The organism is Streptomyces sp. NPDC024555, from assembly GCF_055559335.1.
In genome coordinates, this window is the sequence record NZ_JBVHKV010000015.1 from 180015 (window position 1) to 196859 (window position 16845).

General features: G+C 74.2%; 14 protein-coding genes. 4 read left to right on the plus strand and 10 right to left on the minus strand.

The genetic code is table 11. The features are described 5' to 3' along the window. Positions 1-4: 4 nt before the first annotated feature. The 4 genes from ACZ4FH_RS25965 to ACZ4FH_RS25980 form a co-directional block, all read right to left on the minus strand. Positions 5-1051, minus strand: a complete 1047-nt coding sequence (locus ACZ4FH_RS25965) for an LLM class flavin-dependent oxidoreductase (protein ID WP_467307762.1) — start codon at positions 1049-1051, stop codon at positions 5-7. Then, positions 1048-2058, minus strand: coding sequence for an LLM class flavin-dependent oxidoreductase (locus tag ACZ4FH_RS25970; protein WP_467307763.1), 1011 nt, complete (start codon positions 2056-2058; stop codon positions 1048-1050). Before ACZ4FH_RS25970 ends, ACZ4FH_RS25965 begins: the two co-directional genes overlap by 4 nt. Before the next feature lie 97 nt (positions 2059-2155). Next, a complete protein-coding gene (locus ACZ4FH_RS25975; RefSeq protein WP_467307765.1) occupies positions 2156-4408 on the minus strand; it encodes an FAD/NAD(P)-binding protein in 2253 nt (750 codons plus the stop codon). Positions 4409-4944: 536 nt separating this feature from the next. Further along, positions 4945-6246 carry a DUF5685 family protein gene (locus ACZ4FH_RS25980; RefSeq protein WP_467307766.1) on the minus strand — a complete coding sequence of 434 codons (1302 nt, stop codon included), beginning with the start codon at positions 6244-6246 and terminating at the stop codon, positions 4945-4947. Positions 6247-6494: 248 nt separating this feature from the next. On the opposite strand from ACZ4FH_RS25980, the gene ACZ4FH_RS25985 reads away from it, so the two are divergent. Next, a complete protein-coding gene (locus tag ACZ4FH_RS25985; RefSeq protein ID WP_467307767.1) occupies positions 6495-6947 on the plus strand; it encodes a cell division protein SepF in 453 nt (150 codons plus the stop codon). A gap of 9 nt (positions 6948-6956) precedes the next feature. On the opposite strand, the gene ACZ4FH_RS25990 is transcribed toward ACZ4FH_RS25985, so the two are convergent. After that, positions 6957-8168 (minus strand): acyl-CoA dehydrogenase family protein, encoded by a 1212-nt coding sequence (locus tag ACZ4FH_RS25990; RefSeq protein WP_467307768.1) that lies wholly within the window; start codon positions 8166-8168, stop codon positions 6957-6959. Positions 8169-8289: 121 nt separating this feature from the next. Beyond that, on the minus strand, positions 8290-10029 hold the full coding sequence (locus tag ACZ4FH_RS25995; RefSeq protein WP_467307769.1) for an MFS transporter: 1740 nt from the start codon (positions 10027-10029) through the stop codon (positions 8290-8292). Positions 10030-10571: 542 nt separating this feature from the next. Between ACZ4FH_RS25995 and ACZ4FH_RS26000 the strand changes: the two genes are divergently transcribed. After that, positions 10572-11609, plus strand: coding sequence for a phosphatase PAP2 family protein (locus ACZ4FH_RS26000; protein ID WP_467307771.1), 1038 nt, complete (start codon positions 10572-10574; stop codon positions 11607-11609). Between the two features lie 69 nt (positions 11610-11678). Here the strand turns inward: ACZ4FH_RS26000 and ACZ4FH_RS26005 are convergent, their stop codons facing one another. Then, positions 11679-11894 carry an I78 family peptidase inhibitor gene (locus ACZ4FH_RS26005; protein WP_467307773.1) on the minus strand — a complete coding sequence of 72 codons (216 nt, stop codon included), beginning with the start codon at positions 11892-11894 and terminating at the stop codon, positions 11679-11681. Positions 11895-12513: 619 nt separating this feature from the next. On the opposite strand from ACZ4FH_RS26005, the gene ACZ4FH_RS26010 reads away from it, so the two are divergent. Together ACZ4FH_RS26010 and ACZ4FH_RS26015 are read left to right on the plus strand one after the other, a co-directional pair. Beyond that, positions 12514-13293 (plus strand): hypothetical protein, encoded by a 780-nt coding sequence (locus ACZ4FH_RS26010; RefSeq protein ID WP_467307774.1) that lies wholly within the window; start codon positions 12514-12516, stop codon positions 13291-13293. Between the two features lie 128 nt (positions 13294-13421). Next, a complete protein-coding gene (locus tag ACZ4FH_RS26015) occupies positions 13422-13754 on the plus strand; it encodes a hypothetical protein (protein ID WP_383649825.1) in 333 nt (110 codons plus the stop codon). Between the two features lie 84 nt (positions 13755-13838). Here ACZ4FH_RS26015 and der read toward each other — a convergent pair whose 3' ends face one another. The 3 genes from der to cmk form a co-directional block, all read right to left on the minus strand. Next, positions 13839-15308, minus strand: coding sequence for a ribosome biogenesis GTPase Der (gene der, locus ACZ4FH_RS26020; RefSeq protein ID WP_383649823.1), 1470 nt, complete (start codon positions 15306-15308; stop codon positions 13839-13841). Positions 15309-15372: 64 nt separating this feature from the next. Continuing rightward, positions 15373-16035 carry a lysophospholipid acyltransferase family protein gene (locus ACZ4FH_RS26025; RefSeq protein ID WP_467307776.1) on the minus strand — a complete coding sequence of 221 codons (663 nt, stop codon included), beginning with the start codon at positions 16033-16035 and terminating at the stop codon, positions 15373-15375. After that, a complete protein-coding gene (cmk, locus tag ACZ4FH_RS26030) occupies positions 16032-16748 on the minus strand; it encodes a (d)CMP kinase (protein ID WP_383649816.1) in 717 nt (238 codons plus the stop codon). The genes ACZ4FH_RS26025 and cmk overlap by 4 nt, the downstream gene beginning before the upstream one ends. Between the last annotated feature and the right edge of the window lie 97 nt (positions 16749-16845).

Here is a 16845-nt window from a genome sequence, read left to right on the forward strand (position 1 = left end):
GGGATCAACCCTTCCACACCGGCTCGTCGAGTCCGAGGTGCGACCGCAGCGTGGAGCCGGTGTACGCGGTGCGGAACACCCCCTGTTCCTGGAGGAGCGGGACCACCCGGTCGACGAATGCGCCGAGACCGCCCGGGGTGAGCCGGGGCACGAGGAGGAATCCGTCGGCGGCCCCCTCCGCGACGTACTCCGCCAGCCCGGCCGCCACGGTCCGCGGGCTGCCGACGAACGGCTGGCGGTCCGTCGAACGCTGCGGCCGGATCCCCGCCGCCCGCCGCCGCGCCTCGGCGTCGCTGTCCCCCAGCACCACCCCGATGCCCGGCAGGATCTTCAGTTCGTCCGGGCGCCGCCCGTGCGCGGCCAGCCGCCCGTCCAGGTCCGCGCGCAGCGCCCGGCCCCGGGCGGGGGTGCCGAGCGGGACGACGAGGACATCGGCCGAGGCCGCGGCCGCGGCGCGGTCCCGCGGCGTGTCCCCGGTCCGGATGACCACCGGGCGCCCCTGCGGGCAGCGCGGGACGGTGAACTCGCCCTCGGAGACGAAGTGCCGGCCCCGGTGGGCGAAGGGGCGCGGGGTGCCGTCGGGGGCCCAGGAGTCCCACAGGGTCCGGACGGCGGTGAGGAACTCCTCGGCGCGTGCGTCCTCCTGGTCACCGCCCCCGGGCTCCCCGGCGGCGTGCCATCCGGCGCGGCCCGCGCTGAGGTGGTCGAGCGTGGCGAGCCTGCGGGCCAGGAGGTACGGCTCCCCGGGCGCGGTGCCCGCGGTGGCGGCCAGGCCGATCCGGTCGGTGACGGCCGCGAGCGCGCCCAGCGCGGTGAGGGGGTCGGGGTAGCCGGTACCGCTCCCCGGGCCCCGCGCTCCCGCGTGCGCCGGCGGCCGGGGCGGCCCGGGGAGGAGGAGGAAGTCGAACAGCCCGCGTTCGGCCGTACGCGCGAGGTGTTCGAGCGCGGAGAACTCGTTCCGGTCCGGCGCGCCGGGTTCCCGCCGGGCCGTTCCACCGTTCGCATCCGGGAAGCGCACGGCGAGGCACATCTGTTCCGGGGCGGTCGTCATACCCGTTCCCCCGCCCGGCTGCGCCGGCCGGCCGGGCGGACCAGCCCCAGGTGCTCGCGCAGGGTGCCGCCGGGGTGGAAGGTGCGGAAGAGGCTGCGGTGCTGGAGCAGGGCCACGGTCCCGTTGACGATCCGTTCGAGGTCGCGTCCGGGGGTGATCGGGGTGAGGTGGAATCCGTCGACGGCCCCGGACCGGTGCCAGCGGGTGATGAGATCGGCGAGGTCGACCGGGCCGCCCCGGTAGTACGTGCCGTGCCCCGCGAGCGGCGGCCCGCTCGCCAGTCCGGGTTCCGGCGGCGCCTCGGCGTCCCCGAGGTCGACGGTGAGCGCGGCGAGGACCCGCAGCTCACCGGGGTCGCGTCCGTGGTCCGCGGCGCGGCGGCGCACGTCGCCGCCGATCTCGGCGGTCCGCTCCGGGGTGGTGGCCCGGACCAGGACCACATCGGCGTGGCGGGCCGCGACCTCCCTGGCCGGATCCGCCGTGCCGTCCACGACGGTCACGGGGCGGCCCTGCGGGGGCGGCGGCGGGGCGGCCTCCCGCTGCCGGGAAGCGGGAGCGCCGTCCGGCTCCCGCGCCCCCTCCGCCCAGCCGTCCCACAGCCGCTCCCCCGCCGCGGCGGATGCGGCGGCCCCGCTCCACAGTCCTGCGGCGGGCGCGGTGCGGCGGCCGAACAGCCGGGCCTCCGCCTCGGTCGTCGACACGTCCACGCACCAGCCCGCCCGGCCCCGGCTGACCCAGTCCAGCGTGGCCACGGCGGAGGCCACGGTGAACGGGTCGCCGTGGGTCGTGGCGATCCTCGGCACGAGCCCGACCCTGCGGGTGGCGGGCGCGACGCGCGAGAGCACCGCGAGCGCGTCGGGGCCGGGCCGGGCGAAGGAGTCCCCGAGCGTGACGAAGTCCAGGGCCCCGCGCTCGGCGAGACGCGCGAGGCCCGTGTAGTGGGCCGGGTCGTACCGGGGCGGGCCGCCGATCTCGGCGGCCAGATGGAGCGGTCGGAAGGGTGACATGACGGGCTCTTTCGAAGGTCGGTGCGGGGTCCGCGCCCCGACGGGCCACTACGGCACCGGGCCGCACGGCGCCCGGCGGCGGAACCCCGCAGAAGGGTCAGAACCGGTCCGGCGGTTCGGGGGCGGGGGCAGGTTCGGGGGTGGGGGTTGCTTCGGACGCGGTGGCGGGAGCGAGGACGGGCCCGGGGGCGGGGACGGGTCCGGAGGCGGAGGCAGAGGCGGGCCCGGAAGCAGGGGCTACTTCGGAGGCGGGCCCGAAGGCAGGGTCGGATTCCGGGGCGGGGGTTGCTTCGGACGCGGTGGCTGGCTCGGAGGCGGGAGCGAGGACGGGGCCGAGGGCGGTGGCGGGGACGGCCCCGGAGACGGGGGCTGACTCGGAGGCGGGCCCAGCAGCGGGCCCGGGAACGAGGACGGGTCCGGAGGCCGAGGCAGGGACAGCCCCGGAGACCGGGGCTGCTTCGGAAGCCGGCCCGTCGGCAGGGACGGATTCGGGGGCCGGCCCCGCGTGGGAACCCTCCCCGTGGGTCCGGAGCCCGGTGGCCCCGGTCGTGATCCGCAGCAGGGCCTCCAGCGCGGCGCGCGCGGTGGCGTCGTTCTGGGCGAACGTCACACCTCCGGTGCGTGGCCGGGTGAAGGCGCCGCTGGTGCGGGCCGAGGTGTGGGGTCCGAGCGCGAAGCGGCGGGGGTGGCGGGTTCCGTCGCGGCCGAGGATCCGGCCGTCGGCCGGGTCGACCGCGAGCAGCCCGGAGGCGGTGGCCGCGGCCCCGTCCTCGTACAGCGCGCGGAGCAGGGCGGAACGGGTGTGCCGGGTCGAGGGGTCCGGGAGCCGGGCCTCGACGAGGGCGCGGGCCTCGGTCCACGCCCCCGGGACGGTGGTGCCGCGGGCGCGGAAGAGGCCCTTGTCCTCGTCGGTCTCGACCGTCGTGCCGGCACCGAGGAAACGGACGATCCCGGCCTCGGACAGGGCGAGGAGCTGGCGCAGCCGGGGGCCGGGCGGGCCGGAGGCGAGATAGCTGAAGAAGCCGTGCCAGTGGTCGCCGATGTCCCCGATCCCGGCCAACTGGCCGTATACGGAGAGGAGTCCGAGGAAGACCGCGAGGTCCTCGCTGTGTTCCGGATCGTGCCGGCGGGCGAGATCGGCGGCGATGTAGGCGCGCGTCGCCTCCTGGAGGGCCTCGGCGGAGTCGTACCGCACGCCCTCCAGCGGACGGTCGAGCGCGTCCAGGTCGAGCCGGTCGGCGGGGTCGGGGACGGCGGCGGCTATCAGCTCCCTCAGCTCGGCGCTGCCCGGTGCGGCGGCCGCGTACTTCTCCTCGAAGGAGGCCCGGTCGGAGGCGGTGCGCCCGGGATGGGTGGTGAAGAGCCGGTGGTAGTGGGCGTGGCCCAGCTCTTTGTCGACAAGGGGCCAGAGGTCGCGGCGGAAGTCGAGCGGGCCTCCCCGCCCGAGGAGTTCGGCGGTCCGCTCGGGCCCGAAGAAACGCGGCAGGGCGGGCCGCTCGCCCTGCCAGCCGTAACCGATCTTGGAGTGGTACGGGACGCCGCGCCGCGATCCGACGTACAGGACGGGCTCCCGGCCGGAGGGCACGTACGCCCCGTTCTCGTACCGGCCGCCCCGGCCCTCGGTGAGCAGCACCATCAGATCGATGAAGGCGAGTCCGAAACCGCGCACGATGACGGGCTCGCCCGCGGGCAGGACGTCGAGATCGGTGTCGGCGGTGAAGTCGGGCGGCAGGTGGACGAGGCCGTGGCGGCGGGCGAAGCGGGCGAGCCGGCGCTGTTCGGCGTCCGGTTCGCCGTCGAGGTGGCCGAGGGTGAGGACGACGAGGTCGGCGTCGAGCGGGGGGCCGCCCTCCAGGTGGACGCGCTGCCGGCCGTCGCGGGGGCCGGTGACGCGCAGGGCGCGGCGGCGGTGCTCGTGGACGGTGACGGAGGGCGGCAGCGCGGCGACGGCCTGCGCGTACACCCAGCGCAGATAGGCGCCCTGCAGCCGCCGGCTGGGGAAGTCCTGTCCCCGCAGGCCCTCGATCTCGGCGCGGAGCCGGGGGTCGTCGGTGACGGATCCGGCTGCGGCGGCCCAGGCGTCGAGGGCGGGGCCGGGCCGCACGGGGCCCTCCATGCGGACGGTCTCGTCGGTGAACATGGTGACGTCCTCGGCCATGGAGTTCATCCACAGCAGGGGTGACTGGCCGTCACGCCAGATCCGGCCGCCGCCCGGCGGGTAGGGGTCGACGAGGTGGAGGTCGAGCGGGCGGCCGTCCCACAGGGCGGGGGCGTTGGCGGCGAGGCGTTCGACGAGGCCGGTGCCGCGGGGGCCCGCGCCGACGACGACAAGAGACGCGGCGGGCGTCACCGGGCACCCGCGCGGGTGCGGCGGTGCGGGCCGGGGGCGGGGGCAACGGGTGCGGAAGGCACCGGCGGACGAGGGAAGGGCTGCGCGGGCATGCGGAAGCTCCGTGGATGCGGCGGTCGAGCACGGCGCGCGCCCCCGGCACGGAGAACAGCTTTCGGTACGGCGTCCGGACGGGCCCCTCAGCCCGGTCCGATGCTCCGAGACAATCCCGGTGCGCGGGGCGCTGTCAAGCCCGTCCACACTGTGAGCCGTGCGTCCGGGGGCAGTTGACGGTTCACCCGGATGCCTGGTCCACTGGTGCCATGTATGCGCAGCAGTGGCTGGTCAGGCGCTCCCACATCGACTTCGGTCGCGTGTGGTCCTGTTCCTGTTGAGCGCGCCCTCTGCTTCTCCGTTTCCCGCTCGCGCCGTGACCGGCGCCTGAGCCCCTTTCCCTGCGCGCCCCCGGACACACAGCTCCGCACCACCCTCCCCTCACCGGTCCCGTCCCCCGGACGGGACCACGGCCGTACGCCGTTCCCGAAGGTGACGCGGCCTCAGCAGTCGCAGCCGCAGTCGCAGCAGTCACAGCCGTCGCAGCAGTCGCCGCAGTTGCTGCAGCAGTCGCATGCGTCGCAGCAGCTTCCGCAGTCGCAGTCGCACTGGCTGCACAACCCTTCGCGCCGCTGGTGGCTCCAGGGGTCCTCGAAGGTGCCGCAGCACATCTGGCAGGTGCAGGCGAGTCCCGCCCACACCAGACAGCCCATGATCAGTCCGCGCCGGTCGCGCGGGGGCTCGGGCGGCGGCTGCGGCGGGCCGAAGGGCGCGCCGGGTCCCGTCGGGGCGTACGGATTGCCGGGCGGCGGGCCGAACGCGCCCGTGGGCCCGGTTTCTGACGGGCCGCCGGACGCGGTGAGCAGTCCGCCCTCCCGGTGCGAGCAGCTGTCCGTGGCGAAGGCCCGGTCGACGGAGCGGCGCAGTTCGTGGGCGAGCAGCACATGGGCGAGCCGGCCGTCGGTGAACTCGGTGTCGCGCAGCGCCAGCCGTATGCCGTGCAGCGCGTCGTCGCAGAGCCTGCGGGCCTCGGCGCGCGAGGTGCCGGTGGCGGTGAGCGGGTTCCAGGCCCCGGACGCGGCGTCGGCCTCCTGGTCCTCGACGGCGTCCAGGAGATGGGCGAGGCGCCCGAAGAGCCGGCCCGCCTCGGCCAGGGGTCCGGCGTTCCGGGGCCGGCCCGCGAGGATCGCGGTGTGGGCGAAGGCGGCCGCGGTGGCGGTCTCGGTGGGTTCGGTGACCGTGAGCACGGGGGTGCCGGGGCCGGCGAGCCGTTCGATGCCGGTCTGCCGGTCGACGGCGTCGACGAGGACGGCGGTGTCGAAGCCGAGCCGGGCTCCGGCGCGGGCCCCGGCCCGGTCCCAGCCCGCGGCCACCCGGCGGGCGGCGGCGGCCACCGGGCGACGCGCCAACAGGCCGTCCCGGTCGGCGACGTGGTCGCGCACCTTGGCAGAGGCCAGCACGAGGGAGACGGCGGCGGCGAGCCGGGCGCCCTCGCCGCGTGCGACGGGCGCGGTCCGCATCGCGCGGAGCGGGCAGGGGCCCGCGGTGCGGCGCTGCGCGGGGGTGCGTTCGGTCTGAGCCTCCGTCAGGACCGAGACGATCAGACCGTCATAGTTCGTGACGATCCGGGCGAACTGCCCGTGGTCGGAGCGAAGTGCCAGACAGAGCCCGCAGAGATGGGCCATCCACTCGGTCTTCAGCCCCTCCGACAGGCGGTGGGCACAGGGCCTGACGATTCCGAACACGGCCATCCCCCGGGAGTCGTTCAGTTGTGCGCGGCGCTCGGCCGCCTGCGCGACGTGCATCGTATCGAGTGATCCGTTCACCCGTACGTCCCCCATGTCACCCGTACGGACCGGAGGAGCATATTTTCCTATGTCCAGGGGCCGTATGCGGGACGTACCTTGACGAATCGCCACATGTTCTGCACCAGTACCGTCACGAATGCCCTGCGCGCCGCCTATCCCCTTGGCGCACGATCCGCATCATGGACGACCATAGGGATACGAAAGACATGCGGAACACCAAGGAACCGCGGTGAGAGGAGGCGTCCATGGGATCGGTGCGCAAGGCGAGTGCCTGGCTGGGCCTCGTGGAGGACAACGACGAGCGGTACTACGACGACGAGGAGTACGCCGAGGGCGCGCGGACCGGGACGACCGGCCAGGCCCAGGCCTGGGTGACCGACCCGCGGGTGCGGGTGGCCACCGAGACGGCCGAGGAGACGGGCCGCCGCATCGCCACCGTGACCCCCGACAGCTTCCGGGACGCCCGGAGCATCGGTGAGCTGTTCCGGGACGGCGTCCCGGTGATCATGAACCTCACGTCCATGGACGCGGCCGACGCCAAGCGCGTGGTGGACTTCGCCGCGGGCCTGATCTTCGGACTGCGCGGCTCGATCGACCGCGTGGCCACCCGGGTCTTCCTGCTGAGCCCCGCCGACACCCACGTCGTCAGCGGCGAAGCCGTCGGCCGGCCGGCCGACGGCTTCTTCAACCAGAGCTGAGCAGGGTGCTCACCGGAAAGCGTCCAGACCGGTGAGCGCCTTGCCCAGTACCAGCTGGTGCATCTCCACGGTTCCCTCGTAGGTGAGCACCGATTCCAGATTCGTCGCATGCCGCATCACCGGGTACTCCAGGGAGATCCCGTTCGCGCCGAGGACCGTGCGCGCGGTGCGGCAGATCTCGATGGCCTCCCGCACGTTGTTCAGCTTCCCGAAACTGACCTGCTCGGGGCGGAGCCTGCCCGCGTCCATCCGGCGGCCGAGGTGGTGGGCGAGCAGGATGCCCTTGTGCAGTTCGACGGCCATGTCGGCGAGCTTGGCCTGGGTGAGCTGGAAGCCGCCGATCGGCTTCCCGAACTGCTCACGCGTCCTCGCGTAGTCGACGGCCGTCTCGAACGCGGACCTGGCCGCGCCCATGGCCCCCCAGACGATGCCGTAGCGGGCGTGGCTGAGACAGCTGAGCGGGCCGCGCAGTCCGGTGGCGCCGGGCAGCACCGCGTCGGCGGGCAGCCGCACCCCGTCCAGGATCAGCTCACTGGTGACCGAGGCGCGCAGTGACCACTTGTGCCTGATCTCCGGTGCGGAGAAGCCGGGGGCGTCGGTGGGGACCAGGAAGCCGCGGATGCCGGCGGCCCCGCCGTCCCGGTCGGTCTGCGCCCAGACGACGGCGACCCCGGCGACGGAACCGTTGGTGATCCACATCTTGCGGCCGTCGAGCACCCAGTCCTCGCCGTCCCGCTCGGCGAAGGTCCGCATGCCCGCGGGGTCGGAGCCGTGGTCCGGTTCGGTGAGGCCGAAGCAGCCGATGGTCTCGCCGGCCGCCATACCGGGCAGCCACCGCCGCTTCTGCTCCTCGGAGCCGAAGCGGTGGATCGCGTACATGGCGAGGGAGCCCTGGACGGAGACGAGCGAGCGGATGCCCGAGTCGGCGGCCTCCAGCTCCAGGCAGGCCAGTCCGTACTGGACGGCGGTGGCGCCCGCGCAGCCGTAGCCCTCCAGGGACATGCCCAGCGCCCCGAGCGAGCCGAGTTCGCGGGCCAGTTCGCGGATGCCGGGCAGTTCGCCGTTCTCGTACCACTCGGCGATGTGCGGCAGGACCCGGTCGGTGGCCCAGGACCGGACGGTGTCGCGGATCGCGAGGTCCTCGGCGCCCAGCAGATCGTCGATGCCGATCGGGTCGCGGGGGTCGAAGGGCGGGAGTTTGGCGGACGGGGCGGTGGACATGAGGGGGTGCCTCCGGCGGCTCGCACGGTACGGGGTCGATGGCGACCGGGGCCGGTGGACGGCCCGGGTCGGCGCGTCGAAAACTAGCAGTGTTAATTGGGCGACGTGCCGACGTTACGGCTCAGTGTGCCGTGCGTCCAGAGCCCGTGGCCTCGGCCGGGCGGCGGCGCGCGGGAAGACGGGGCAGCACCTCGGGCCGCTCCCGGGCCGGCTGCTCGCCGGGGGCGGGGACGGCGCCGGGCGCGGCGCTCCTCGTCGCGGGGCGGGGCGCGGGCATCGTCCGGCCGGCCCCGGTGCGGACGGGTTCGCGGTGCGGCGGCGGGCACTCCATCAGGCGGGGCAGCCGGAGTGCGGCGAGCGCTCCGAGCAGCAGCAGACCGGCGCTGACCAGCAGGGTGAGGTGCAGTCCCGAGACGAAGGCGTCCCGGGCGGTGGTGCGCAGCAGGGTGCCGAGCGGGCCGCCGAGCCGGGCGGCCTCCTGGTAGGCCTCGCCGAGGGAGTGCGCGGCGGCCGCGCCGGCGGAGGCCGGGACGCCTTCGTCGGGGAGCCCGGCGAGGCCGGGGGCGTACGCCGCGTTCATGACGCTGCCGAGCAGCGCGATGCCCATGCCGGCACCCAGCTGGTAGGAGGTCTCGCCGATCGCGGCGGCGCCGCCCGCCCGGTCGGCGGGCGCGTCGCTGAGCATCGACTCGTAGGCGCCGAACAGCGTGGACTGGAGGCCGAAGCCGAGCACCACGAAGGCGGCGGTCAGCAGCGCGGGCCGGTCGTGCGTGCCCATCGCGGTCAGCGTGAGCACCGCGGCGGCCGTCAGCACGAAACCGGCCCCGACCATCCGGCGCGGGCCGACCCGGCGCAGGGTGTACGAACCGGTGGCGCCGGCCGCGATGGCGGCGAAGGTGAGCGGGAGCAGGCGCAGCCCGGTCTCCAGCGGGCTCAGGCCGAGGACGAGCTGGAGGTACTGGACGGCGATCAGCTCCAGGCCGACCAGGGCCAGCATGGCGAGGACGATGCAGCCGACCGCGGTGGAGAAGGCGGGCCGGGCGAACATGCCGATGTCCACCAGCGGATGCGTGCGCCGCTTCTGCCGGCGGACGAAGGCGGCCAGCAGCCCGGCCCCGGCCAGCAGCGGCAGGACGGTGGCCGGGGCGAGCAGTCCCTCGCCCCCGCCGGCCCGTTTGACCCCGAGGACCACGCCGAGGACCCCGGCGGCGGCCATCAGCGCGCCGAGGACGTCCCAGGGTCCGTCGTGGGCGCCCCGGGACTCCGGGAGGAGCAGCCGGCCGACCGGCAGCATCAGGGCCATCAGCGGGATGTTGACCAGGAAGACCGAGCCCCACCAGAAGTGCTCGACGAGGAAGCCGCCGATGACCGGTCCGGTGGCGGCGCCCACGGCGGCGACGGCGCTCCACACGCCGATGGCCACGGCCCGTTCCCGCCGGTCGGGGAAGACCTGCCGCAGGATCGACAGGGTGGCGGGCATGATCATCGCGCCGCCGACGCCGAGCAGCGCGCGGGCGGCGATGAGCACCCCGGCGCTGCCGGCCAGGGCCGCGACGGCCGAGGCGATGCCGAAGAGGGCGTAGCCGAGCAGCAGGACGCGCCGTCTGCCCACCCGGTCACCGAGCGTGCCGAAGAGGATCAGCAGCGCGGCGCAGACCAGCGGATAGGCGTCGACGATCCACAGCAGGGCCTCGGCGCCGGGGCGCAGGTCCTCGGTGACGGCGGGGACGGCGACGTGCAGCACGGTCGCGTCGAGCGCCACGAGCAGCAGGCTGAGGCAGAGCACGACCAGGACGACCCAGCGGTTGGCGCCGCCGGCGGCCTCGCGCAGACGGATGCGGGCCGTGGTCGTCCCTGACATGCAGCTACCTCCCAAGAAGTCCCTCGCACTCGGCGGGCACCCCGGGGACGCGGCACCGCTGTCCCCCGGACCCGGCATCGACGGGCGAGTGATCCGCAGCGTACGCGAGTTCGGCAGGGCCACACGTGGCCGATCTCATAGCCCCCGGCGCCGTCGAGTGTGGCGTACGCCACGGCGGGCGGTTCGGCCGCCCCCCTTCCCGGCCACGTGCGCGACCTGCGCGGACCGGTCCGGAGGGCCGGATCCGGGGCCGTCCGGACCCCTCGGCGCCCTTCGGGCGAAGCCTTCCCGTAACCGGACCGCCACCGTCCGTTCAGCTCGACGGACCCGCGGATACGGCCGGAATACGCGCCGGTAGTTTTTTCCGTCCATCACCGAATGCTTTTATGGAAAGACCTCCGGCGGAATACGGAAAAAGAGATCGGGAAATCCGGAGCGGCCAGGGAAAACAGGCCCCGACGAGACGCGGGCCACATCACATCGTCATCACAAAGCGCCCGGATCGACCGGGTCACCCACTCACTCGCTGTAACGTCGATTGGGTGCGTACCGACATCTTTGCCCGCCTGGACCGGGAGCCGGAGCCGCCGAAGATAGAGACACCGCGGATGAGCCGTCACCGCATCGCTCTCTTCGGCGGGACGTTGGCCTTCTACGTGGCCATCGTCATTGCCGTGCTCATGTCGTCCTGGCTGGTGGCCCTGGACTGGAAGGTCATGCTCTTCCGGCCGTACCAGCAGTGGCCCGGCATCCACGCCTTCCTCGACTACTACGTCGTCCTCGGCCAGCGCGGACCGACGGCCGTCATGGTCGCCTGCTGGCTCGGCTGGCGCTCCTGGCGCCAGCACACGCTGCGGCCGCTGCTGACGCTCGGCGCCTCGCTGCTGCTGCTCAACCTGTCGGTGGGAGCGGTCAAGATCGGCCTCGGCCGGCTCGGCCCGCACTACGCGACCCGGATCGGATCGGCGGAGCTCTTCGCCGGCGGCGATATATTTCCCTCGGGTCACACCGCGAACGCCGTCGTGACCTGGGGCATCCTCGCCTACCTGGCCGCCACCCCGCGGGCCAGGCGCTATCTGTCGGCCATGTCCGCGCTGGTCTCCCTGGGCGTCGGCCTCACGACGGTCTATCTCGGTACGCACTGGCTCAGCGACGTGCTCCTCGGCTGGGCCGCAGGGCTGCTGATCCTGCTGGGCCTGCCCTGGGTCGAACCGCTGATCACCCGGGCCGAGAACTGGATCTTCGCCGCCCGCGAGTGGCTGTCCGCCCGCGGCCGGACCCCGGCCCCGGCGCCCGTCGCCGCCGGCACCCCCCGCCCCGCGCCCTCGGCCCGGCCGGCCGTCGGCGAGGGCGCCCCGCAGAGCGCCGCCCGCGAGACCACCGGGAGCGGGCACCCCCCGGCGGTCGTCACGGCCGCGGGAGGCCGTCCACGCACCCTGTCCGGGCCGTCCGGGCACCAGGGCCACCCGGCCCGCTCCGAGCGGCCCCCCGTCCCGCCCTCCGGCAGCCGCCGCCCGGCGCCGCACGCGGACCGCGCACCGCGCGGCGGCGCGGCCCCGCGGCCGGTGGCCGGCGGCTGACCCCGCGCACACCGAAGGCCCCGACTCCGGTCGGGGCCTTCGCCGTGTCCGGGCCGCGCCGCGGCGGACTCAGCCGGTCCAGCAGCGCCGGACGACGCCCGCGTCGACCTCGAAGTTGATCCGGCCGGCCTGGAACTCCATGGTGATCACGGTGCCGGGGGGCAGCGCTCTGACGGTGGCCCAGCCGCGCTCCCGGGCGCGCCGCTCGGCGGCCTCGGAGGTGAGGCCGACATACGCGCCCGGCGGGTCGTCGGGCCGGGCCGGAGGGTTCGGTACGGGTGCCATACCCCTCACCGTAGGCGGCCCGGGACGGCGGCGGAAGCGGGGGCGTCACCCGGTCGCAGGGCATCCGCATGCCCCGCGCCGGTCACACTTGTGTCACAAGATCACTACACACGTTCGCCCCATAACCCCTCGGCCGAACGTGCGATTCCGCGACGGACACACAGTAATCACACAGTCTCTGAAAGGATCATCACACCGGCCCGAATGGGGGACGGAAACAAGCGGAATAACAACCACCGGTTGACGTCCGTTTCCCCCGGCAATGGCCACCCGTAAATGAACACACCACCGGGAATTCACTCATCCTTATCGCAGCCTTATCCGGAGGAGGTGATATCCACACCATCCGACCGCCCCGCCCCTTCGGCCCGCTTCCGCCCGTATACCGGACATCCGGATCCTCCGCATTCCGTCCCGGCGCCGGACCCCCGCCGACGGACGCGGCCGGTGTCCCCGGACGGCTCCCCGGCCCCGTCCGCACGGGCCCCCGGGGCCCCTCGTCCGCGGCCCCGGTTCGATTCCGTTCGCCTTCCCGCGTGACCCCGGCGGCGGATCGCCCGTTGTCTCCTTCATGAGCCGGGAACCGCCCGGCGCACGTACCGAGTTCGAGGAGCCACCCGTGCCGCGCATGCTCGACGTCAGCGAGGACGTACGCGCCGAGATCGGCGATGCCGAAGCCGACCGGCTGCTCATCGGCGACAACGCCCCCGGCAGCTACGACTGCACCTCCTGCCGGACCCCCGGCGATTCCGAACAGGAGCGCACCAGCACGGTGCTCTTCGTCGGCGAGGAGACCGCCGTCCTCGCCTTCGCCCACGCGACCTGCATTCCCTCCCAGGTCGTCCAGGTCGCCGAGGAACAGTTGCAGGGGGCCGTGCGCAGCATCACCGGAAGCGAGCCGGAGGACCTCGACCGGGCGCCCGAGCAGGCGGTGCTCGGCATCACCAGCGGCCTCGTCCTGATCGACGACGAGCTGCACCCCGCGCTGGTGGTCGAGCCGACCGGGCCGATCGCCCGGCCGGGGACCGGCGGGGGCGGCGGCGACGAGTTCCTGCCGCTCCTGCTGGAGCAGGGCTTCCGCCCGGTGCACCGGATGGACCAGGTCCCCGAGGTGCTGCACGGCTGGTCGATCCTGCTGGCCATGGGGCAGCTGCACGCGGTGCTCCAGCCCGGCACGGGCGGCGGCGCCCCGGTCGCCTGGTGGCAGGCGCACGCGCCGCTCCAGGTCACCGAGGGCTGGCGGACCGCCGCCAACAAGTCGCAGACCGTGCTCGTGTACGCGGCGCCCTCCGGCTCCATCGGCCAGCAGCCGCGCGAGGACCTGCTGCGCGACGCCCTGGAGAAGGCCACCGCGAGCGGGCTGCTGGTCGCCGCCGCGATGCCGCTGGCCGGGACCTGATCATGGCGGCACGACCGGAGCACTCCCGTCTTTCTCCCGTTCGGCCGCATCCCACGGAGGGCGGGGTCGTTGGCACATACGTGCACGCATACGACCCCTCTCACCAGCGTCCGAGCCCGATCCCCGCGATGCGCCCCGCGCGGGACCCGTCGGGCGGCCCGTCCCAGACCCCGATCTACGACGCGCTGTACTCCGAGTACCGCCGGTCGTTCCGGGCGCTGCCGGGTGACCGGAGCGGCGAGGAGAGTCTGGCGATGCCGGCCTTCGGCGCCGGCTTCTTCGCCACCCGCGCCCCGCTGGGCGTCCCCGCGGCCGCCTCGGGCCCCGGGGGCGGCATGAGCGGCCCCGGCGCCTCCACGGGCAGCCGTGCGGGCTCCCTGGGCTCCTGGCAGCGGGTCGGCCGGCACGCGGGCCGCGGCAGGCCGCCGGCGGCCCTGCCGCCCGGCTCCGGGGACGCCTGACGCGGGCCGCCCCCGCACGACGGAGCCCCTGGCCCACTCGCCGGACGAGTGGGCCAGGGGCTCCGTCGTGTCCCCCGTGCGGGGTTACTTGTTACGGCCGCGCTTCTCGCGGACCCGCACCGAGATGTGGATCGGGGTGCCCTCGAAGCCGAACTCCTCGCGCAGCCTGCGCTCCACGAAGCGGCGGTAGCCGTGCTCCAGGAAGCCGGAGGCGAAGAGGACGAAGCGCGGGGGCTTGGTGCCCGCCTGGGTGCCGAAGAGGATGCGGGGCTGCTTGCCGCCGCGCACCGGGTGCGGGTGGGAGGCGACGATCTCGCCGAGGAAGGCGTTCAGCCGGCCCGTGGGGACCCGGGTCTCCCAGCCCTCCAGGGCCGTCTCGATCGCCGGGACCAGCTTCTCCATGTGCCGGCCGGTGAGCGCCGAGACATTGACCCGGGGGGCCCAGGCGACCTGCCCCAGCTCCGTCTCGATCTCGCGCTCCAGGTAGTAGCGGCGCTCCTCGTCGAGGGTGTCCCACTTGTTGAAGGCGAGGACGACGGCGCGCCCGGCCTCCACGGCCATGGTGACGATGCGCTGGTCCTGGACGCTGATCGACTCGCTGGCGTCGATCAGGACGACGGCGACCTCCGCCTTCTCCACGGCGGCGGCGGTGCGCAGCGAGGCGTAGTAGTCCGCGCCCTCCTGGAGGTGGACGCGGCGGCGGATGCCGGCCGTGTCGATGAACTTCCAGGTGATGCCGCCGAGCTGGATCAGCTCGTCGACCGGGTCGCGGGTGGTGCCGGCCAGCTCGTTGACGACGACGCGCTCCTCGTTGGCCACCTTGTTCAGCAGCGAGGACTTGCCGACGTTGGGGCGGCCGATCAGCGCGATGCGGCGCGGGCCGCCGGGGGCACTGCCGAAGGACTGCGCGGGCGCCTCGGGCAGCGCTTCCAGGACGGCGTCGAGCAGGTCGCCGGTGCCGCGGCCGTGCAGCGAGGAGACCGGGTGCGGTTCGCCGAGGCCGAGCGACCAGAGCGCGGTGGCGTCCGCCTCGCCGCTCTGCCCGTCGACCTTGTTGGCGCAGAGCACGACGGGCTTGCCGGCCCGGCGCAGCAGCTTGACGACGGCCTCGTCGGTGTCGGTGGCGCCGACGGTCGAGTCGACGACGAAGACGACGGCGTCGGCCGTCTCGATGGCGTACTCCGCCTGGGCGGCCACGGAGGCGTCCAGGCCCAGCACGTCCTGCTCCCAGCCGCCGGTGTCGACGACCTTGAAGCGGCGGCCCGCCCACTCGGCCTCGTAGCTGACGCGGTCGCGGGTGACGCCCGGCTTGTCCTGGACGACGGCCTCGCGGCGGCCGATGATCCGGTTCACCAGGGTCGACTTGCCGACGTTCGGGCGGCCGACGACGGCGAGCACGGGCAGCGGGCCGTGACCGGCCTCGCCGATGGCACCCTCGACGTCCTCGGGGTCGAACCCCTCCTGCGCGGCGAGCTCCATGAACTCCGCGTACTCGGCATCGCCAAGCGCTCCGTGCTCGTGGTCCGAGCCGCCGGAGTGAATCTGGTCGTTCATGAAGTCCGTTCCTCTTTGCATCATCATCGATGGACCGCGCAGCGCGCCGTCCACTACTCATGTCTTACCCGGTACGCCCGGTGAGGCGTCCGGCGTGCTCCAGGTGGCCGGTCAGCCGGGCCTGAATGCGCAGCGTGGCTTCGTCCAGCGCCTTGCGCGTACGCCTGCCGCTTCCGTCACCGGCTTCGAAGGGTGCTCCGAAGACGATGTCCACGCGGCTGCGCAGCGGCGGCAGTGCCGATATCAACCGTCCGCGGCGCCCGGTGCTTCCCAGGACGGCCACGGGGACGATCGGCGCCCCGCTGCGTACCGCGAAGTAGGCCAGTCCGGCGCGCAGCGAGGCGAAGTCCCCGTCGCCCCGGGTGCCCTCGGGGAATATCCCGAGCACCCCGCCGCCCTCCAGCACCCCGAGGGCCCGGGTGACGGCGGTGCGGTCGGCGGTCGTGCGGTCCACGTCGAGCTGACCGATTCCGCGCAGGAACGGGTCGAGCGGGCCGACGAACGCCTCTTTCTTGATCAGGAAGTGGACGGGCCGGGGCGCGGTGCCCATCAGCATCGGCCCGTCGATGTTGTGCGAGTGGTTCACCGCGAGTATGACGGGTCCGGAGGCCGGAACGCGCCAGGCGCCGAGGACACGGGGCCGGAAGAGCCCGTACATCAGGCCGATCCCGATGCCGCGTCCGATCGCCGCTCCGCGCGGCGAGGGCGCGGCCGTGACGGGTGTCACTTCGCGGCCCGCGTCTCCCCGACGAGGGTGACGACGCACTCGATGACCTGCTGGAGGGTCAGCTCGGTGGTGTCGACCTCGACGGCGTCGCCCGCCTTGGCGAGCGGGGAGGTCTTGCGGCCGGAGTCCGCCGCGTCCCGCTTGATCAGCGCCTCCTTGGTGGCGGCCAGGTCGGAGCCCTTGACCTCTCCGCTGCGGCGGGCGGCGCGGGCCTCGGCGGACGCGGTGAGGAAGATCTTGATGTCGGCGTCGGGCAGCACGGTGGTGCCGATGTCGCGGCCCTCGACGACGATGCCCTTCTCCGCGCCGGCCGCGATGGAGCGCTGCAGCTCGGTGATCCGGGCGCGGACCTCGGGGACGGCGCTGACCGCGCTGACCTTGGAGGTGACCTCCTGGGTGCGGATGGGGGCGGAGGCGTCCTCGCCGTCGACCGTGATGGTCGGACCGGCCGGGTCCGTGCCGGAGACGATGACCGGCTTGCCGGCCGCGGTGGCCACCTCGACCGGGTCGTGCACGTCGATCCCGTTGTTCAGCATCCACCAGGTGATCGCCCGGTACTGGGCACCGGTGTCCAGGTAGCTCAGGCCGAGCTGGGCGGCGACGGCCTTGGACGTGCTGGACTTGCCGGTGCCGGAGGGGCCGTCGATGGCGACGATCACGGCGGCCGGGGCGGTCCGGACGGCGGCGCTTGCGGTTTCCACGGTGGTGGACACCTTCCTGGTACACGGGGCGGGCGGGACGGGACGCGTGAAACCCGCCCCGCACCAGGTTACCGAGTGCCGGGGCGGGCCCGACCACCCCTGTGGACAA